We start from the raw sequence: 15092 nt of genomic DNA, 5'->3' as shown, positions 1-15092 counted from the left end.
CGGCTGCCAACCGGGTCCTCTCATAGGGAACCGGCACTTCATATGACATACCCTGCTCAACAGTGCGCCGTCCGGGACAGGTAGTGACGGCCCATATAGATCTCCACCCCTGGGAGGCTTCCCATGACCACCGTGACGTCCCCTCTTGCAGGACGCGCCATCGGACTCGCCGCGGTACCGGATCCCGTGTTCTCCGGCGCCATGGTCGGCCCCGGCAACGCGATCGACCCCGTGCGTGAGCCTTCGGAGGCTGTTGCCCCCGTGGACGGAGTGATTGTCTCGCTTCATCCGCACGCCTTTGTCGTCGTCGACGACGAAGGCCATGGTGTGCTCACGCACCTCGGCATCGACACCGTGCAGCTCAATGGCGAGGGCTTCGAGCTGCTCGTCAACAAGGGTGACACCGTGACGCGCGGCCAGGCCGTCGTACGTTGGAACCCGGCTGCCGTCGAGGCGGCAGGCAAGTCCCCGGTGTGCCCGATCGTGGCGCTCGAAGCCACGGCCGAGTCCCTCTCCAATGTCCGCGACGACGGCGATGTCAAAACCGGAGACGAGCTCTTCGGCTGGCAGTGACATCAGCGCCGGCGTAGACGACAAGTTGGACAACCACCGCGGCGGCGGGACTCGCCGCACTATCGGAGACGGGTGAGATGGAGACAACGCTGCGAGGCGTCGGCGTGAGCCACGGTGTGGCGATCGGCGAGGTTCGGCACATGGGAACGGCGGTTCTTGAACCGCCTGCCAAGCAGATCCCGACGGAGGACGCGGAGCGCGAACAGGGGCGTGCCCGCAAGGCCGTGAAGGCTGTGGCAGCCGACCTGATTGCGCGCGGCAATCTGGCGGGGGGCGAAGCTCAGGCCGTGCTCGAGGCTCAGGCCATGATGGCCGAGGACCCCGAGTTGATGGCGGATGTGGAACGGCGGATCGCGGTGGGCAGCAGCGCCGAGCGCGCGGTCTATGACGCGTTCGCCGCGTATCGCGCGCTACTGGCCGGCGCCGGTGAGTACCTCGCCGGTCGTGTGGCCGATCTCGACGACGTGCGGAATCGTATCGTCGCCCGGCTGCTCGGGGTGCCCATGCCTGGCGTCCCGGACAGCGACGAGCCGTATGTCCTTATTGCTCGCGACCTCGCGCCTGCGGACACCGCGCTGCTCGACCCCACTCTGGTGCTCGGTTTCGTCACGGAGGAAGGCGGGCCGACCAGCCACAGCGCGATTCTGGCGCGGGCGCTCGGCGTTCCCGCCGTGGTCGCACTGCCCGGCGCCGGTGAGATCGCCGAGGGCACGATGATCGCCGTGGACGGCAGCACCGGTGAGATCTTCGTGGAGCCGAGCGCCGAAAAGAAGGCGCAGTTGGAGGCCGCCGCGGCAGAGCGCAAGGCGGCACTGTCCTCCGCAACGGGTCCCGGCGCCACGTCCGACGGGCACAAGGTGCCTCTGCTGGCCAATGTCGGCGGTCCTGCTGACGTGCCGGCCGCTGTCGAGGCCGGTGCTGAGGGTGTCGGTCTGTTCCGCACCGAGTTCCTCTTCCTGGACGACAGCAAGAACGCACCGTCCGAGGAGAAGCAGGTCGAGGCGTACCGGCAGGTTCTCGAGGCGTTTCCCGAGGGCCGTGTTGTGGTGCGTGTGCTCGACGCGGGCGCGGACAAGCCGCTCGACTTCCTGACTCCGGCCGATGAACCGAACCCGGCCTTGGGTGTGCGGGGTCTGCGCTCGCTGCTGGACCACCCCGATGTGCTTCGTACGCAGCTGACGGCCCTGGCCAAGGCTTCGGAGGGGCTGCCGGTCTATCTCGAGGTCATGGCTCCGATGGTCGCGGACCGTATCGACGCCAAGGCGTTCGCGGAGGCGTGCCGTGCGGCCGGGCTGCAGGCGAAGTTCGGCGCGATGGTGGAGATTCCGTCGGCCGCGCTACGGGCGCGGTCGATCCTGCAGGAAGTCGAGTTCCTTTCCCTGGGGACCAACGACCTCGCGCAGTACACCTTCGCCGCAGACCGGCAGGTGGGTGCGGTGTCCCGTCTGCAGGACCCGTGGCAGCCCGCGCTGCTCGACCTGGTCGCGCTGTCCGCCGAGGCGGCGAAGGCCGAGGGCAAGAGCTGTGGTGTCTGCGGTGAGGCCGCGTCGGACCCGCTGCTCGCGTGTGTGCTGACCGGCCTTGGGATCACCTCCCTGTCGATGGGTGCCGCGTCGATTCCTTATGTCCGGGCCTCGCTCGCCAAGTACACGCTGGCGCAGTGCGAGCGTGCGGCTGCCGCTGCGCGCGCGGCGGACACGGCCGAGGAGGCACGCACGGCCGCGCAGGCGGTGCTGTCCGGCGAGTAGCCGGACCACGTCGTCGATCGACTGTTGCCGAGGGGCGCTCCACCTGTGGGTGGAGCGCCCCTTTCGGATTCAGTGCGCGTGGCCCGTCGTTTCCCCTTCTTCTCCGAGGTCAGGTGGCACGCAGTAGTCGACTCCCGATTCCGGGGAGACGAGGTCCCCGGAATCGACATCGGTGCAATAGGCGTCGAAGACTTCCGCCGCGGTGAGGGGCTCAAGGTTTTCTCCGCGGAGCCGCCATCCGTAGACACGGTCGGTCGCGTCGTGGGCGGTGGTGCGCATGACGAGTCCCCCGGCGCTCCGGGTGGCGACGCCGAGGGCCAGGACGGTGGTGAATTCGAGGGTTTCTGATTCGTCGACGTGGATGGTGCCCGCGTCGTCATCGGCTCGGAGTACGGCGACGAGGGTTTCGGGCGCTGCCGAGACGCTGCATACGAGGTGGAGGTCGCCCGGGCCCGCGGTGTCGAGGATGCGGGTGAGTAGGTGAGAGGCGCGGGCGAAGGACGCGCGTCCGATGTCCTCGCCGCAGGACGCGCAGTTGCCGATGCGGGCCAGGATGGTTGTCGCGTACTCCCAGGTGGCCTGGCGGACGGCCTCGTCCACGAGGTCCGGGACGAGTTCGTCGAGGGGCTGTCCCTCGTATGTGACGGTGGGGCCCATTGCGGCCAGTTCAGCCGTGAAGCGTGTGCGGCTCGACGGTGCGTCGGGTTCCAGGCCGCTGTCGGCGCAGAACTCCGCGTACTCCTCGGGGTCGAAGAGTGCCACGGTGGTGTGGCTGCCCTGGGCGGCGAGGGTCCTGAGCAGGGATTCCACCTGCTGGAGGTAGCTGGTGTGGTCGTCGAAGGTGAAGGTGCGGTAGCGCCGCATCGCCGTGAAGTCCTGTTCGTCCGTCAACAGGCCGATGGTTCCCGCGATTTCGCGGCGCAGGACGCGTCGCATGGTCTGGTGCTGGGTGTGCGCCATTTTTCCCCCTGTGCGCAGTCGATCAATGCTCACTCACAGTAACTGGCGGCACTGACAACGCTGGTCGGGCGAGGTGTTCGCGCACTCGGCGGGGCTCGGACAAGCAGGTCACGGCGATGGGCGCCTGAGGGCTGATCAGGCGCGCTTCCGGGCCAGGTCTTCGTAGAAGCGCAGCAGTTCGACGTTGTCCACGGAGCCGAGGTTGACCGCCTTTTCCAGGGCGGTGCCTTGGAGAAGACGCTTGATCGGGACCTCGATGCGCTTGCCCGTGAGGGTGTGAGGGACACCGGGGACCGCGATGACCTCGTCCGGGACGTGGCGCGGTGAGAGCTGTTCGCGGATGGTCTGTTTGATGCGGGTCAGGAGGGCCTCGTCGAGTGCGGCGCCGGGGGCGAGGTGGACGAAGAGGGGCATCCAGTAGCCGCCGTCGGGTTGTTCGATGCCGATGACGAGTGACTCTTTGATTTCGGGGAGTCGTTCGACGGCTTCGTAGATGTCGGCCGAGCCCATGCGCACGCCCTGACGGTTGAGCGTGGAGTCCGAGCGGCCATGGATGACGACGGAGCCGCGCGAGGTGACGGTGATCCAGTCGCCGTGGCGCCACACTCCGGGATACGTGTCGAAGTAGCTGTCGTGGTACCGGCTGCCGTCGGGGTCGTTCCAGAAGCGGATCGGCATGGACGGCATCGGGTTGGTGACCACGAGTTCGCCGACTTCGTCGATGAGCGGTTTTCCGCTGGGGTCCCACGACTGGAGGTCGGTGCCGAGGCCGGGGGCCTGGAGCTCTCCGATGTACACCGGCAGTGTCGGTACGGCGCCTGCGAAGCAGGAGCACACGTCGGTGCCGCCGCTCACGGAGGCGATCCAAAGGTCGGCGCGGACCTCATCGTGGAGATAGCGGAAGCCGTCGGGGGGCAGGGGTGAGCCTGTGGTGGCGACGCACTGCACGCGCGCGAGGTCGAAGTCGTGGGACGGGCGGACGCCCGCCTTGCGACACGCCATGACGTACGCCGCGGACGTGCCGAAGAGGGTCGCTCCCGTGCGTTCGGCGATGCGCCACTGGGCGCCTGTGTCCGGGTAGCCCGGGCTGCCGTCGTACAGGACGATCGTGGTGCCCGTGAGGAGCCCGGAGACGAGGAAGTTCCACATCATCCAGCCTGTGGAGGTGTACCAGAAGAAGCGGTCTTCGGGGCCGAGGTCGCAGTGCAGACCGAGCTGCTTGAGGTGCTCGACGAGGATGCCGCCCTGGGACTGGACGATCGCCTTGGGGAGGCCGGTAGTGCCCGAGGAGTAGAGAACCCACAAGGGGTGGTCGAACGGGACCTGCTCGAAGACGGGCTTCACGTCGGCGGACGTCAGGGCGGACCATTCCAGGGCGCCCTGGGGAGCCTCGGTGCCCAGTAGGGGGATGTGCACGACCGCGCGCAGGGTCGGCAGTTCGCGGCGCAGCTCGGCGACGGTGTCGCGGCGGTCGTGGTCCTTGCCGCCGTAGCGGTAGCCGTCGACCGTGAAGAGCACTACGGGTTCGACCTGCTGGAAGCGGTCGAGGACGCTGCGGGCGCCGAAGTCGGGGGCGCAGGACGTCCACACACCGCCCACGGCGGCTGTGGCGAGGAGGGCGACGACGGCCTGCGGAATGTTCGGGAGGTAGCCGCTGACCCGGTCTCCCGGGCGTACGCCGAGCGCGCGCAGTTCAGCTGCCAGGGAGCCGACCTGGCGGCGCAGCTCGGACCAGCTGATCGGGGTCGCCTCATGCGTCTCGTCGACATACAGGAGCGCCGGTTCGTCCGAACGGGTGTCGGCCGCGCGCAGGGCGTGCTCGGCGTAGTTGAGGGTCGCCCCGGGGAACCACTCGGCACCGGGCATGGAGCGGTCGCCGAGCACGCGCGCGTAGGGGGTCGAAAACCGTACGTCGAACCACTCGGTGACGGCTTTCCAGAAGGTGTCCAGTTCCTCCACGGACCAGCGGTGCAGTGCCGCGTAGCCGCCCTCGGACGGGGCTCCGTGCTGCTCGGCCGCCCAGGTCTGGAACTTCGTGATCTGCGCCTGGGCGATGCGTTCCCCTGTGGGCTGCCAGAGCGGTGAGGGGTTGGAGGTGGACATGGGGCGGCTCCCGGGCTCGGCGCGTCGTGTGCGTCTGTCGCGCACGAGCGGGGGTGTGCGCGTCACGCGGCTGACACGGACGATGCCATGTGATCGACTTGTGCACCAGGGTGCGCCACACATAGTCGCCGACGTGAAGATGTGGTCTGGCCACGGGTGAACGGCAGTTGAACGACTTACACATATGGCCTCGTCAATGGCAGGCTGAGCAGCATGAACGGTCGTGACCTGGTGCGTTCGGTGAAGGCGGTCGGTTCGGCGGGGGCGACCCAGGGGTTGCGTACCGTGCGAGCCGCGTGGCGCAGGAAGCGTGCCGATGCCGTTGGGCTGCCACAGCGGGGCGCCGAGCGCGCGCGGGTGCCAGGGGCGGTGCGGGGCGTGGAGCCGGGCCCCGGTGGTGGGGTCGTCCGGTTCACTCGCTCCGAGCTGCGGATCACGGTCGCGGTGAGCGGGGCCGTCTTCTGGGGATGGGACGGGGCAGACCCTGAGCCGTCGTACGCCCTCGCGGGCCACTGCCCGGATCCGGACCCGCGGGCCGTCCTGGAGCCGGACATGGACGGCGGCTGGCGGGTTGTGGCAGAGCGCGTGACCGTCGTGGTGTCGCGGCACGGAGCCGTCGAGGTGCGCACCCCTGGTGGCGTGGTTCTGCGCCGCGATCTGCCGCCCCGCTGGTGGGAACCGGTCGACGGCGGTGCGGCGCGCTGGATGCAGCGCTCCGAAGTCGCCGCCGACGCACGGTTCTTCGGCCTGGGCGGGCGTGCGGCGGGGCCCCGGCTGCGCGATGGTTCGTACCGGCTGTGGAACACGGATCCCGGGCATGCCTTCGCGCCCGGCGACGATCCGCTGTACATCACCATGCCCGTGCAACTCGTGGTCGCCGACGCGGCCACCCACCTCGTGTTCCACGACACCTCGTGGGACGGCACGGTGACGTTGCGCGAGGGCGAGGAGGGCGCCGGCTCCGGGCACGACAGGGCCGGATCGTGTGAGCTGCGGATGGACGGCGGCCCATTGCGCTGCTGGGTGATGGTGGGGACCCCCGCGCGCGTGCTGCACGCCTGGGCCTCGCTCACCGGGGCGCCCGCGCTGCCGCCCGCGTGGGCACTGGGGCACCATCACGCGCGGTGGGGTTTCGGCAGTGAGCATGAGGTACGGCGGATCGCCGCCGGCTACCAGGAGCGTGGTCTTCCGCTCAACGCGGTTCACCTGGACATCGACCACTACGACGCGCACCAGGTGTTCACGGTCGACCGGGAGCACTTCCCGGAGCTGCCGGTGCTGGCGGAGGAGTTGCGCCGTGACGGGATCCGGCTGGTATCGATCGTCGACCCTGCGGTCAAGGCCGAGCCGGGCAATGCCGTGTACGACAGTGGCCTTGCCGAGGACGCCTTCGTGCGCGACGCCTCGGGGCGGCTTGTGCGAGGTGTCGTATGGCCTGGGGAGTCCGTCTTTCCGGACTTCGCGCACGCGCGCGTGCGGCGGTGGTGGGGCGGGCTCTTCAAGGAGCGGCTCGCGCAGGGGTTCGCGGGTTTCTGGCACGACATGAACGAGCCGACTTCGTTCACCGCCTTCGGGGAGTCGACGCTGCCGCGTTCGGCCCGGCACTCCCTGGAAGACCGCGGCGGTGACCACCGCGAGGCGCACAACGTGTACGCGCTGGGCATGGCCCGGGCCGGGTACGAGGGCTTGCGTGAACTTGCGCCCCAGGAGCGGCCGTTCATCTTCTCGCGCTCCGGGTGGGCCGGAATGCAGCGCTACGGAGGGACCTGGTCCGGGGACGTGGCCACCGGCTGGCCCGGGCTGCGGGCGTCACTGTCGCTCGTGTTGGGGCTGGGGCTGTGTGGGGTGCCGTACTCGGGGCCCGACGTGGGCGGCTTCGACGGGAGCCCGTCGCCCGAGCTGTACTTGCGGTGGTTCCAGCTCGGCGCGTACCTCCCGTTGTTCCGTACGCACGCGAGTCTGCGGGCGGGGCGCAGGGAGCCCTGGGAGTTCGGTGACGACGTCCTGGAGCACGCGCGCGTGGCGCTCGTCGAACGGCGGCGGCTGCTCCCGTACTTCATGACCTTGGCGCATCTGGCTCGCCGTACCGGCGCACCGTATGTACGGCCCGTGTGGTGGGGTGCGCCCGAGGACCGGGCGCTGCGCGACTGTGAGGACGCCTTCCTGCTCGGCGACTGTTTCCTGGTGGCGCCCGTGCTGCACCACGGGGCTGATCGGCGTGCGGTGCAGCTGCCGCGGGGGCGTTGGTACGACACGGTCACTGAGGAGGCCTATGAAGGGCCGGCCCAGGTGCTGATCGACGCCCCCTTGTCGCGGATTCCGGTGCTGGCGCGCGCCGGTGCCGTCGTGCCCGTCAGGGGTGCCGACGGTGGTCTGGAACTGGAGGTGTGGGCTCCCGCCCAAGGACGTGTCGGGGGCGGGCTCGTCGTGCCGGACACGGGCGACGGGTGGGAGGAGCCGGAGGTCGAGCGCTACGTGACGCGCTGGGAGGGGTCGCAGGTGGTCGTACAGCGGGACGGAGAGGGCGGCCTGAGCGAGACCGCGTATCCGGTACGGGTGCGGGGGCTACGGGAGGTGTAACGGCTCGCCGAGCGCCCCGAGCACACCTCCGGTAGCCGGGCCTCTCAGATGTACCGTCCCTCGAACCACGCCCGAACCGCCAAGGTGTGCAGCGGGAAGGCGAGTTCGGCCGACCTGCGCAGCAGCTGCCAGCCGTCCGTCTCGTCGGTGGCGACGGACGGCGGGAGTTCGGCGACCGGGCGTTCCGGGAGGAGCCCGAAGAGCAGCAGGTGCCCGGCCGGGGAACTCATGGCGTCGGCGAGACGTACCTCCCGGCTCGTCGCGTCGATGCCCGTCTCCTCCTTGAGCTCCCGGACGACGGCGTGCCGCCAGTCCTCCCGGTGGTCGATGAACCCGCCGGGCAGGGCGATGCCCCCGCGCGCGGGGCTGATGGTCCGGGTGATCACTACCAGGGAGGTGCCCCCGGCGTCGTACACGGGCTGGAGGGCAACCGCGACCGGCAGTGGATTGCGGTAGGCCACGGTGGAGCAGACGGCGCAGGTGCGGGGCCAGCCGGAGACGCCCTCTCCGTAGGGTGCTCCGCAGCTCGAACAGTGGGAGTCCGGCGCGGAGTCGGCGGGCGAGTGCGGGGATGGGGATGCGGACACGCCGCGGACTGTATCCGATCACTTGAAGGGCATCTTCAGGGGCAACCGCCTTGGTGTGCTGATCGACCGGACGGGCGGACCAAAGGGTGTCGCGGCACCGGCTCGGGGGCCTCGGGCAGTGAGGGACGGCCGGAACCACCCCCGTGGGCCCCGGCCGTCCCTACCGATACTCCGACGCCTAGGAGGCCTCCGCGGTTCTCCATGACGCCCTGCCCAAATCCCGTTGCCCGTGGCACACTTCTGACGTTCCGTCAGATCCAGTGTTGGAGGGGTCTTGTCGCGCACACGCACGCCTGTGGTCGCCGGTTGGTTCGCCGGGGACGGCGACGACTTCCATCTCCTCGGTACGCGCTGCTCGGTATGCGCCTCGGTCTTCTTCCCCCGCGAGGACGCCTTCTGCCGCAACCCGGGCTGCCCGGGAGGAAGCGAGCTGGTCGAGGTGCCGTTGTCGCGGCGCGGCCGTGTCTGGTCCTACACGGACGGCCGGTACCGGCCGCCGTCACCGTATGTGAGCGATCCGGAACTCTCGTGGGAACCCTACGCGTTGATCGCTGTGGAGCTGGAGTGCGAGCGGATCGTGGTGCTCGGTCAGGCGGTTCCCGGGGTCACGGTCGCCGATCTGGCGGTGGGCATGGAGGTGGAGGTCGTCCCCGGCGTGCTGAACGAGGACGAGGGGACGACCTGGACGACATGGCATTGGCGGCCGACGGCGGTGACGGCATGAAGGACATGTGGCGTACGGGGGTGACGGCGTGAGCGGGGATGTGGCGGTGCTCGGCGCGGGCATGCACCCCTGGGGCAAGTGGGGGCGTGGCTTCGTCGAGTACGGAGTCGTGGCGGCGCGTGCTGCGTTGGCCGACGCCGGGGTCGACTGGCGCGATGTCGGCTCGATCGTGGGTGCGGACACCGTGCGCGGCGGCTATCCGGGGTACGTGGCGGGGGCGACGTTCGCGAAGGCGCTCGGCTGGCAGGGGGCGCGGGTCGCGAGTGTGTACGCGGCGTGCGCGTCCGGGGCGCAGGCGGTCAACACGGCGCGGGCGCAGATACTTGCGGGGCTCGCGGAGGTCGTCCTCGTGGTGGGTGCGGACGCCGCGCCCAAGGGGTTCTTCCGCCCGGCCGGAGGGGACAGGCCTGACGATCCGGACTGGCTGCGGTTCCGCGTCCTGGGGGCGACGAATCCGACGTACTTCGGGCTGTACGCGCGGCGGCGGATGGCCGTGCACGGGGACACTCTGGAGGACTTCGCACAGGTCAAGGTGAAGAACGCCGCCCTGGGGGCACTGAATCCGAACGCGCGGTACCGCAAGAGGGTCACCGCCGAGGAGGTCGCCGGGTCCGCGGTCGTCGCCGATCCGCTGCGGCTGCTCGACATCTGCGCAACCTCGGACGGCGGCGCGGCCCTCGTGCTGTCCAGCATGGAGTTCGCACGACGACACGGTGTCGCCGATCCGGTGCGGATCCGCGCGGTGTCCACGGTGACGCCGCGTTACCCCAACACCGTGCTCGATCTGCCGGACATCGCCACGGACTCCGCGGTCGCGGTGGAGCCCGCGGCCGACACCTTCCGCGCGTCGATCGCCCGGGCGGCGTACGAGGAGGCGGGCATCGGCCCCGAGGATCTCTCGCTTGCCGAGGTGTACGACCTGTCCACGGCCCTGGAGTTGCAGTGGTACGAGGACCTGGGCCTGTGCGCGGACGGCGGGGCGGCCAAGCTGCTGTGGGAGGGTGCCACGGCGCTGGGCGGGCGAATACCGGTGAACGTGAGTGGCGGGCTCGCCTCCTTCGGCGAGGCGGTTCCGGCGCAGGCAATCGCCCAGGTGTGCGAGTTGACATGGCAACTGCGGGGCGCCGCCGGCGAGCGGCAAGTCGACGGGGCCCGGGTGGGGATCACCGCGAACCAGGGGCTGTTCGGACACGGTTCGTCGGTCGTCGCCGTGCGGTGATCCCGGCCGCAGTGAGCACCCACTGTGACGAGCTGGGAATCCTGCGTGAACAGCTCGTGAATCGCGCCCGGGCGTGCGCGAGGGGCGCCATTCTGCTCGCGTGCCCTCCTGGTCGGATACGGTCCGCTTCGCCTTTCAGCCGGTTGTCAACCTGACGACCGGAGGGGTGGCTGCTCTGGAGATACTCGCCCGCCCGGAAGCCGGTGACATCCTGGCGCAGGCCCGCCGCGACCCCGAACTCGACGGCCGTCTGGCCGCGTTGGCGATCCGGGCAGCGGCCCGCAAGGAGACCTTGCTGCCGCTGCACGTCAACGTGTTCGCCGGGACCCTCGCCGATCTCGGCGGGCTGGCGGCGCTCCGAGACGCTGTTCGTGAGGCCGGGCGGCTGCCGTGGGAGGTGACGGTCGACATCGGTCCGCCGTACACGCATGTGCCGCAGCACGCCCTGCTGGACTCGGTTGCCGCCCTGCGGGGCGAGGGCTTCCGGATCTGTGCGGACGGCGTGGGCGACGGCGACGTACCCCTGAGGCTGCTCACGGACCTCGCGCCCGAACTGATGAAGCTGGACGTGTCCCTGCTCGCGCGCTCCCCTGCGGTGCGGGCGATGCGGACGCTGTGCGAGGAGTTGGGCGCGCTGCTGTCCGTCGAAGGGGTGGAGACGGAGCTGCAGTGCGCGGCCGCGGTGTCGGCGGGCGCGCAATTGGCGCAGGGCGACCTGTTCGCGCCGCCCGCGCGGCTGCCCGTGGCGGATGTATACGTTCCGGTCCTCACTCCCGGTGTCACCGAGACGTCCCGGTCGGGGCCGTCCGTACGTCAGTTCGTGCGGCCCGCGGCACTGCTGCCGGCCACGGCGTCGGCCGGGCAGGTGCGGGCGCTCCTCACCGGATCGTCCGACGTGTCCGGAGTGCTGCTCGTGGACGGCTCAGGGGTCCCTGTCCGGTCGGTGCACCGGTCGCGGTTCCTGCTGTCGATGTCGGGGCGCTACGGGCATGCACTGTACGCCGACAGGCCGGCCGCCAAGCTCGGCGATCCGCCACGTACGGTCGGGGTCGACGCCACCGCGTGGGAGGTCCTCGACGTGGTGGCGGACGGGGACCGGGACCGTACGTCCGACGATGTCGCGGTCGTCGACCGGTACGGGCGGTGCGTGGGTGTCGTACGCCTGGCCGATCTCGTACGGGCACTCTCCGAGAGCCGGGTGGAGGAGGCCGCGGGCCTCAATCCGCTGACCCGGCTGCCCGGTTCGGACGCGATCACCGGCGAGGTGGACCGGCGGATCGCGGACGGCCGCATGTTCGCGCTGAGCTGGCTGGACGTCGATCACTTCAAGCAGGTCAACGACGGAGCGGGGTTCGCCGCGGGCGACGATCTGATCCGGGCGGTCGGGCGGGCGCTCCAGCTCGCCGCGTCCGGTGCGACGCACGTGGGGCACATCGGCGGGGACGACTTCCTGGTCCTCGCGGACCCGGACACCCTCGACCCGCTGGCCAACTCGGTGCTCGACACGCCCTGGACGGCCGGCGGACGGAGCATCACGCTGTCGCTGGCCACGGTCCTGTGCGCACCCGGCAGCGTGACCGACCACCGGGAGGCGGCCGCCTGCCTGGCACCCCTCAAGAAGGCCGCGAAGGCCCTCAACGGGGCGAGTTGGGTGCTGGGGCGTGCGGGGCTGCCGGGCCACGAGATCCGCCGCGGGGCGGGGACGGCACCGGCGCCGGCGGGGTTCGGGTGGGCGGACCGGGCCGGGAGCGACCGGCTGACCAGCTGACGGGCGGACGGCCGGTCGGGACCAGCCCCGCCGCCGATGACGTCGAGGCGCACAACCACCAGCCCGCAGGCGGCGGGTGGCCCGGCCGAGAACGCGGGGGTCGATGCAAACACCCGCCGAGCGCAATGAACAGTTTTCAGCCAGGGCCGAGCACCGCGACGCGCCCCGCAGAGCCCCTCCAACCGGTGCTGTCCGCGACCTTGACGCCCCCTGGGCACCGGTGAACACTTCCGGGTGTCAGTCGGTATCGCCGCATTCGGGCGTCTTCACGCACCGCGCCGCTCGGGTTTCCGACCTGCACCAAGGGCCATCCTCATGGGCGATTCCGCTGCTACGGCACGCTCGTCACGGACGCCGGGCGGGGAGCGGGACCTTCCTGCCTTCGGCTGAAGTAGCCATGGAAACGTGGGAACGCACCCTGCACGGTGGCCCGGAGCGGCTCGCCCCGGGTCGGCCCTAGGAGCCGCCATGAGCAACGCAGACATTTTTGTCGGGGAGTTGATCGGCACCGCGATCCTGATCCTGTTCGGCGCGGGAGTGTGCGCCGCAGTCACGCTCAACAAGTCCAAGGCCCGGGGAGCGGGCTGGGTGGTCATCGCCTTCGGGTGGGGCTTCGGCGTCCTTGCCGGCGCGTACACCTCGGCGCCGCTGTCCGGTGGGCAGATCAACCCGGCGGTGACGATCGGATTCGCGATCGAGGGTTCCACCAAGTGGGAGGACGTGCCCTTCTACATCCTCGGGCAGTTCGCCGGAGCCATCATCGGGGCCGTGCTGTGCTGGCTGCTCTACCTGGGCCAGTTCAACCTGAACGCCGAAGAGGACCAGGCCATCGAGACGCTGGGGATCTTCTCGACCCGGCCCGAGATCAACAACCCCGTGCAGAACCTGATCACCGAGATCATCGCCACCGTCGCCCTGATGCTGCCCATTCTGGCCATGGTCGGCGGCGACAAGCACGTGGCGGGCATTGGAGACGCGGGACTGCCCGTCCTGCTCATCGCCCTCCTCGTCGTCGGGATCGGTCTCTCGCTCGGCGGCCCCACGGGGTACGCCATCAACCCGGCCCGCGACCTGGGGCCGCGACTCACGCACGCGCTGCTGCCGATTCCCAACAAGGGCACCTCGGAGTGGAGTTACTCCTGGATCCCGGTGGTCGGCCCGATCGCGGGCGCCGCCATCGGAGCCCTGATCTACAACGCAGCCTTCTGACGAAGGGGACGTCATGACGGACCATGCCGAGAAGTACGTCGCCGCAATCGACCAGGGCACCACATCGAGCCGCTGCATCATCTTCGACCACGGCGGCGCGATCGTCGCCGTCGACCAGCGCGAACACCGCCAGATCTTCCCCAAGCCGGGCTGGGTGGAACACGACGCCACCGAGATCTGGTCGAAGGTGCAGGCGGTGGTCGCGGGGGCGATCGCCAAGGCCGGGCTGCGCGCGGACCAGTTGAGCGCGCTCGGGATCACCAACCAGCGCGAGACGACGGTCCTTTGGGACCGCGCCACCGGCAAACCCGTGCACAACGCGATCGTCTGGCAGGACACCCGCACCTCCGCCCTCTGCAACGAACTGGGCGGCTCGGACGGACAGGACCGCTTCCGGGAGCAGACCGGACTGCCGCTGGCCAGCTACTTCTCCGGGCCCAAGGCGGCCTGGCTACTCGACAACGTGCAGGGGCTGCGCGCGCGTGCCGAGCGCGGCGAGATCGCCTTCGGCACCATCGACTCCTGGCTGATCTGGAACCTGACGGGCGGCACGGACGGCGGGCGGCACGTCACCGACGTGACCAACGCCGGGCGCACCATGCTCATGAACCTGGAGACACTCCAGTGGGACCAGTCCATCCTCTCCGCGATGAACGTCCCCGAAGCGGTCCTCCCCGAGATCAGGTCCTCCGCCGAGGTGTACGGCACCGCCGTGGGCCAACTCGCGGGCGTCCCCGTCGCATCGGCGCTGGGCGACCAGCAGGCTGCGGTGTTCGGGCAGGCGTGCTACGACGTGGGCACGGCGAAGAACACGTACGGCACGGGCAGTTTCCTGCTGCTCAACACCGGGAACAGGCCGGTCCCTTCGAAGAACGGCCTGTTGACGACCATGGGGTACAAGATCGGCACCGAGGCACCCGTGTACTGCCTCGAAGGGTCGATCGCCATCACCGGCGCCCTGGTGCAGTGGTTCCGCGATCAGCTCGGCATCATCCGTCACGCCGACGAGATCGAGACACTGGCAGCGAGCGTCGACGACAACGGCGGCGCGTACATCGTGCCCGCGTTCTCCGGCCTGTTCGCGCCCTACTGGCGATCCGACGCACGTGGTGTCGTCACCGGGCTCACGCGTTACGTCACGAAGGCGCACCTGGCCCGCGCGGTCCTGGAAGCGACGAGCTGGCAGACGCGCGAGGTCGTCGACGCCATGTACCAGGACTCCGGGGTGCAGATCACCACCCTGAAGGTGGACGGCGGCATGACCAAGAACAATCTCCTGATGCAGCACCAGGCGGATGTGCTCGGGGTGCCGGTGATCCGCCCGAAGGTCTCCGAGACGACGTGTCTGGGCGCCGCGTACGCGGCCGGTCTCGCGACCGGTGTGTGGAACGACCTGGACGAGCTGAAGTCGCACTGGCAGAAGGACGTCGAGTGGACGCCGTCCATGGAGGCCTCCGTGCGTGACCGCGAGTACCACAACTGGCGCAAGGCGGTGGAGAAGAGCTTCGGCTGGCACGAGGAGGGCCTGAGCTGAAAACAGGGGTCTACGCGCGCGTGCTTTTCGCTGGAGCCACGCGCGCGTGCATGACTGCGGCCCGTACCCCGGTCGGCGAGGGTACGG

Annotated in this window: 11 protein-coding genes; 8 read left to right on the top strand and 3 right to left on the bottom strand. The window is 70.0% G+C overall.

What is annotated here, in order from left to right; all coding sequences use genetic code 11:
• Positions 1-123 precede the first annotated feature (123 nt).
• Both OG246_RS25180 and ptsP read left to right on the top strand, forming a co-directional pair.
• A complete protein-coding gene (locus tag OG246_RS25180) occupies positions 124-573 on the top strand; it encodes a PTS glucose transporter subunit IIA (protein WP_266467950.1) in 450 nt (149 codons plus the stop codon).
• 77 nt (positions 574-650) lie between these two features.
• A complete protein-coding gene (gene ptsP / locus OG246_RS25175) occupies positions 651-2321 on the top strand; it encodes a phosphoenolpyruvate--protein phosphotransferase (protein WP_266467948.1) in 1671 nt (556 codons plus the stop codon).
• 69 nt (positions 2322-2390) lie between these two features.
• On the opposite strand, the gene OG246_RS25170 is transcribed toward ptsP, so the two are convergent.
• Both OG246_RS25170 and OG246_RS25165 read right to left on the bottom strand, forming a co-directional pair.
• Positions 2391-3281, bottom strand: coding sequence for a hypothetical protein (locus tag OG246_RS25170; protein ID WP_266467945.1), 891 nt, complete (start codon positions 3279-3281; stop codon positions 2391-2393).
• Between the two features lie 135 nt (positions 3282-3416).
• Complete coding sequence (locus OG246_RS25165; protein ID WP_266467940.1) at positions 3417-5384, bottom strand: acetoacetate--CoA ligase; 1968 nt, start codon at positions 5382-5384, stop codon at positions 3417-3419.
• Between the two features lie 213 nt (positions 5385-5597).
• Between OG246_RS25165 and OG246_RS25160 the strand changes: the two genes are divergently transcribed.
• Positions 5598-7964, top strand: coding sequence for a TIM-barrel domain-containing protein (locus OG246_RS25160; RefSeq protein ID WP_266467937.1), 2367 nt, complete (start codon positions 5598-5600; stop codon positions 7962-7964).
• A 44-nt stretch (positions 7965-8008) separates the two neighbouring features.
• On the opposite strand, the gene OG246_RS25155 is transcribed toward OG246_RS25160, so the two are convergent.
• The gene (locus OG246_RS25155; protein ID WP_266467934.1) at positions 8009-8551 is read right to left on the bottom strand and encodes an NUDIX domain-containing protein; all 543 of its coding nucleotides are present in this window, start codon (positions 8549-8551) and stop codon (positions 8009-8011) included.
• A 295-nt stretch (positions 8552-8846) separates the two neighbouring features.
• On the opposite strand from OG246_RS25155, the gene OG246_RS25150 reads away from it, so the two are divergent.
• The 5 genes from OG246_RS25150 to glpK all read left to right on the top strand — a co-directional run bounded on the left by OG246_RS25150 (position 8847) and on the right by glpK (position 15005).
• Entirely contained in the window at positions 8847-9275 is a 429-nt protein-coding gene (locus OG246_RS25150) for a Zn-ribbon domain-containing OB-fold protein (protein WP_266470898.1), read from the top strand.
• A 28-nt stretch (positions 9276-9303) separates the two neighbouring features.
• Positions 9304-10494, top strand: a complete 1191-nt coding sequence (locus OG246_RS25145) for a lipid-transfer protein (RefSeq protein WP_266467931.1) — start codon at positions 9304-9306, stop codon at positions 10492-10494.
• 100 nt (positions 10495-10594) lie between these two features.
• The gene (locus OG246_RS25140; protein WP_266467928.1) at positions 10595-12262 is read left to right on the top strand and encodes a GGDEF domain-containing protein; all 1668 of its coding nucleotides are present in this window, start codon (positions 10595-10597) and stop codon (positions 12260-12262) included.
• Between the two features lie 468 nt (positions 12263-12730).
• Entirely contained in the window at positions 12731-13471 is a 741-nt protein-coding gene (locus OG246_RS25135; protein WP_266467924.1) for an MIP/aquaporin family protein, read from the top strand.
• Positions 13472-13484: 13 nt separating this feature from the next.
• Positions 13485-15005, top strand: a complete 1521-nt coding sequence (gene glpK, locus OG246_RS25130; RefSeq protein WP_266467920.1) for a glycerol kinase GlpK — start codon at positions 13485-13487, stop codon at positions 15003-15005.
• Positions 15006-15092: the final 87 nt, after the last annotated feature.

The sequence above is a fragment of the Streptomyces sp. NBC_00620 genome (assembly GCF_026341825.1).
Taxonomy (GTDB): domain Bacteria; phylum Actinomycetota; class Actinomycetes; order Streptomycetales; family Streptomycetaceae; genus Streptomyces.
Note: the sequence above shows the minus strand (reverse complement) of the source record. Positions and strands in the feature narration are given on the sequence as shown.

What these genes read in the sequence shown, in the direction of transcription:
- OG246_RS25180 (WP_266467950.1), top strand. Translation starts at nt 124, where the DNA reads ATGACCACCGTGACGTCCCCTCTTGCAGGACGCGCCATCGGACTCGCC.
- ptsP (WP_266467948.1), top strand. Translation starts at nt 651, where the DNA reads ATGGAGACAACGCTGCGAGGCGTCGGCGTGAGCCACGGTGTGGCGATC.
- OG246_RS25170 (WP_266467945.1), bottom strand. Translation starts at nt 3,281, where the DNA reads ATGGCGCACACCCAGCACCAGACCATGCGACGCGTCCTGCGCCGCGAA.
- OG246_RS25165 (WP_266467940.1), bottom strand. Translation starts at nt 5,384, where the DNA reads ATGTCCACCTCCAACCCCTCACCGCTCTGGCAGCCCACAGGGGAACGC.
- OG246_RS25160 (WP_266467937.1), top strand. Translation starts at nt 5,598, where the DNA reads ATGAACGGTCGTGACCTGGTGCGTTCGGTGAAGGCGGTCGGTTCGGCG.
- OG246_RS25135 (WP_266467924.1), top strand. Translation starts at nt 12,731, where the DNA reads ATGAGCAACGCAGACATTTTTGTCGGGGAGTTGATCGGCACCGCGATC.
- glpK (WP_266467920.1), top strand. Translation starts at nt 13,485, where the DNA reads ATGACGGACCATGCCGAGAAGTACGTCGCCGCAATCGACCAGGGCACC.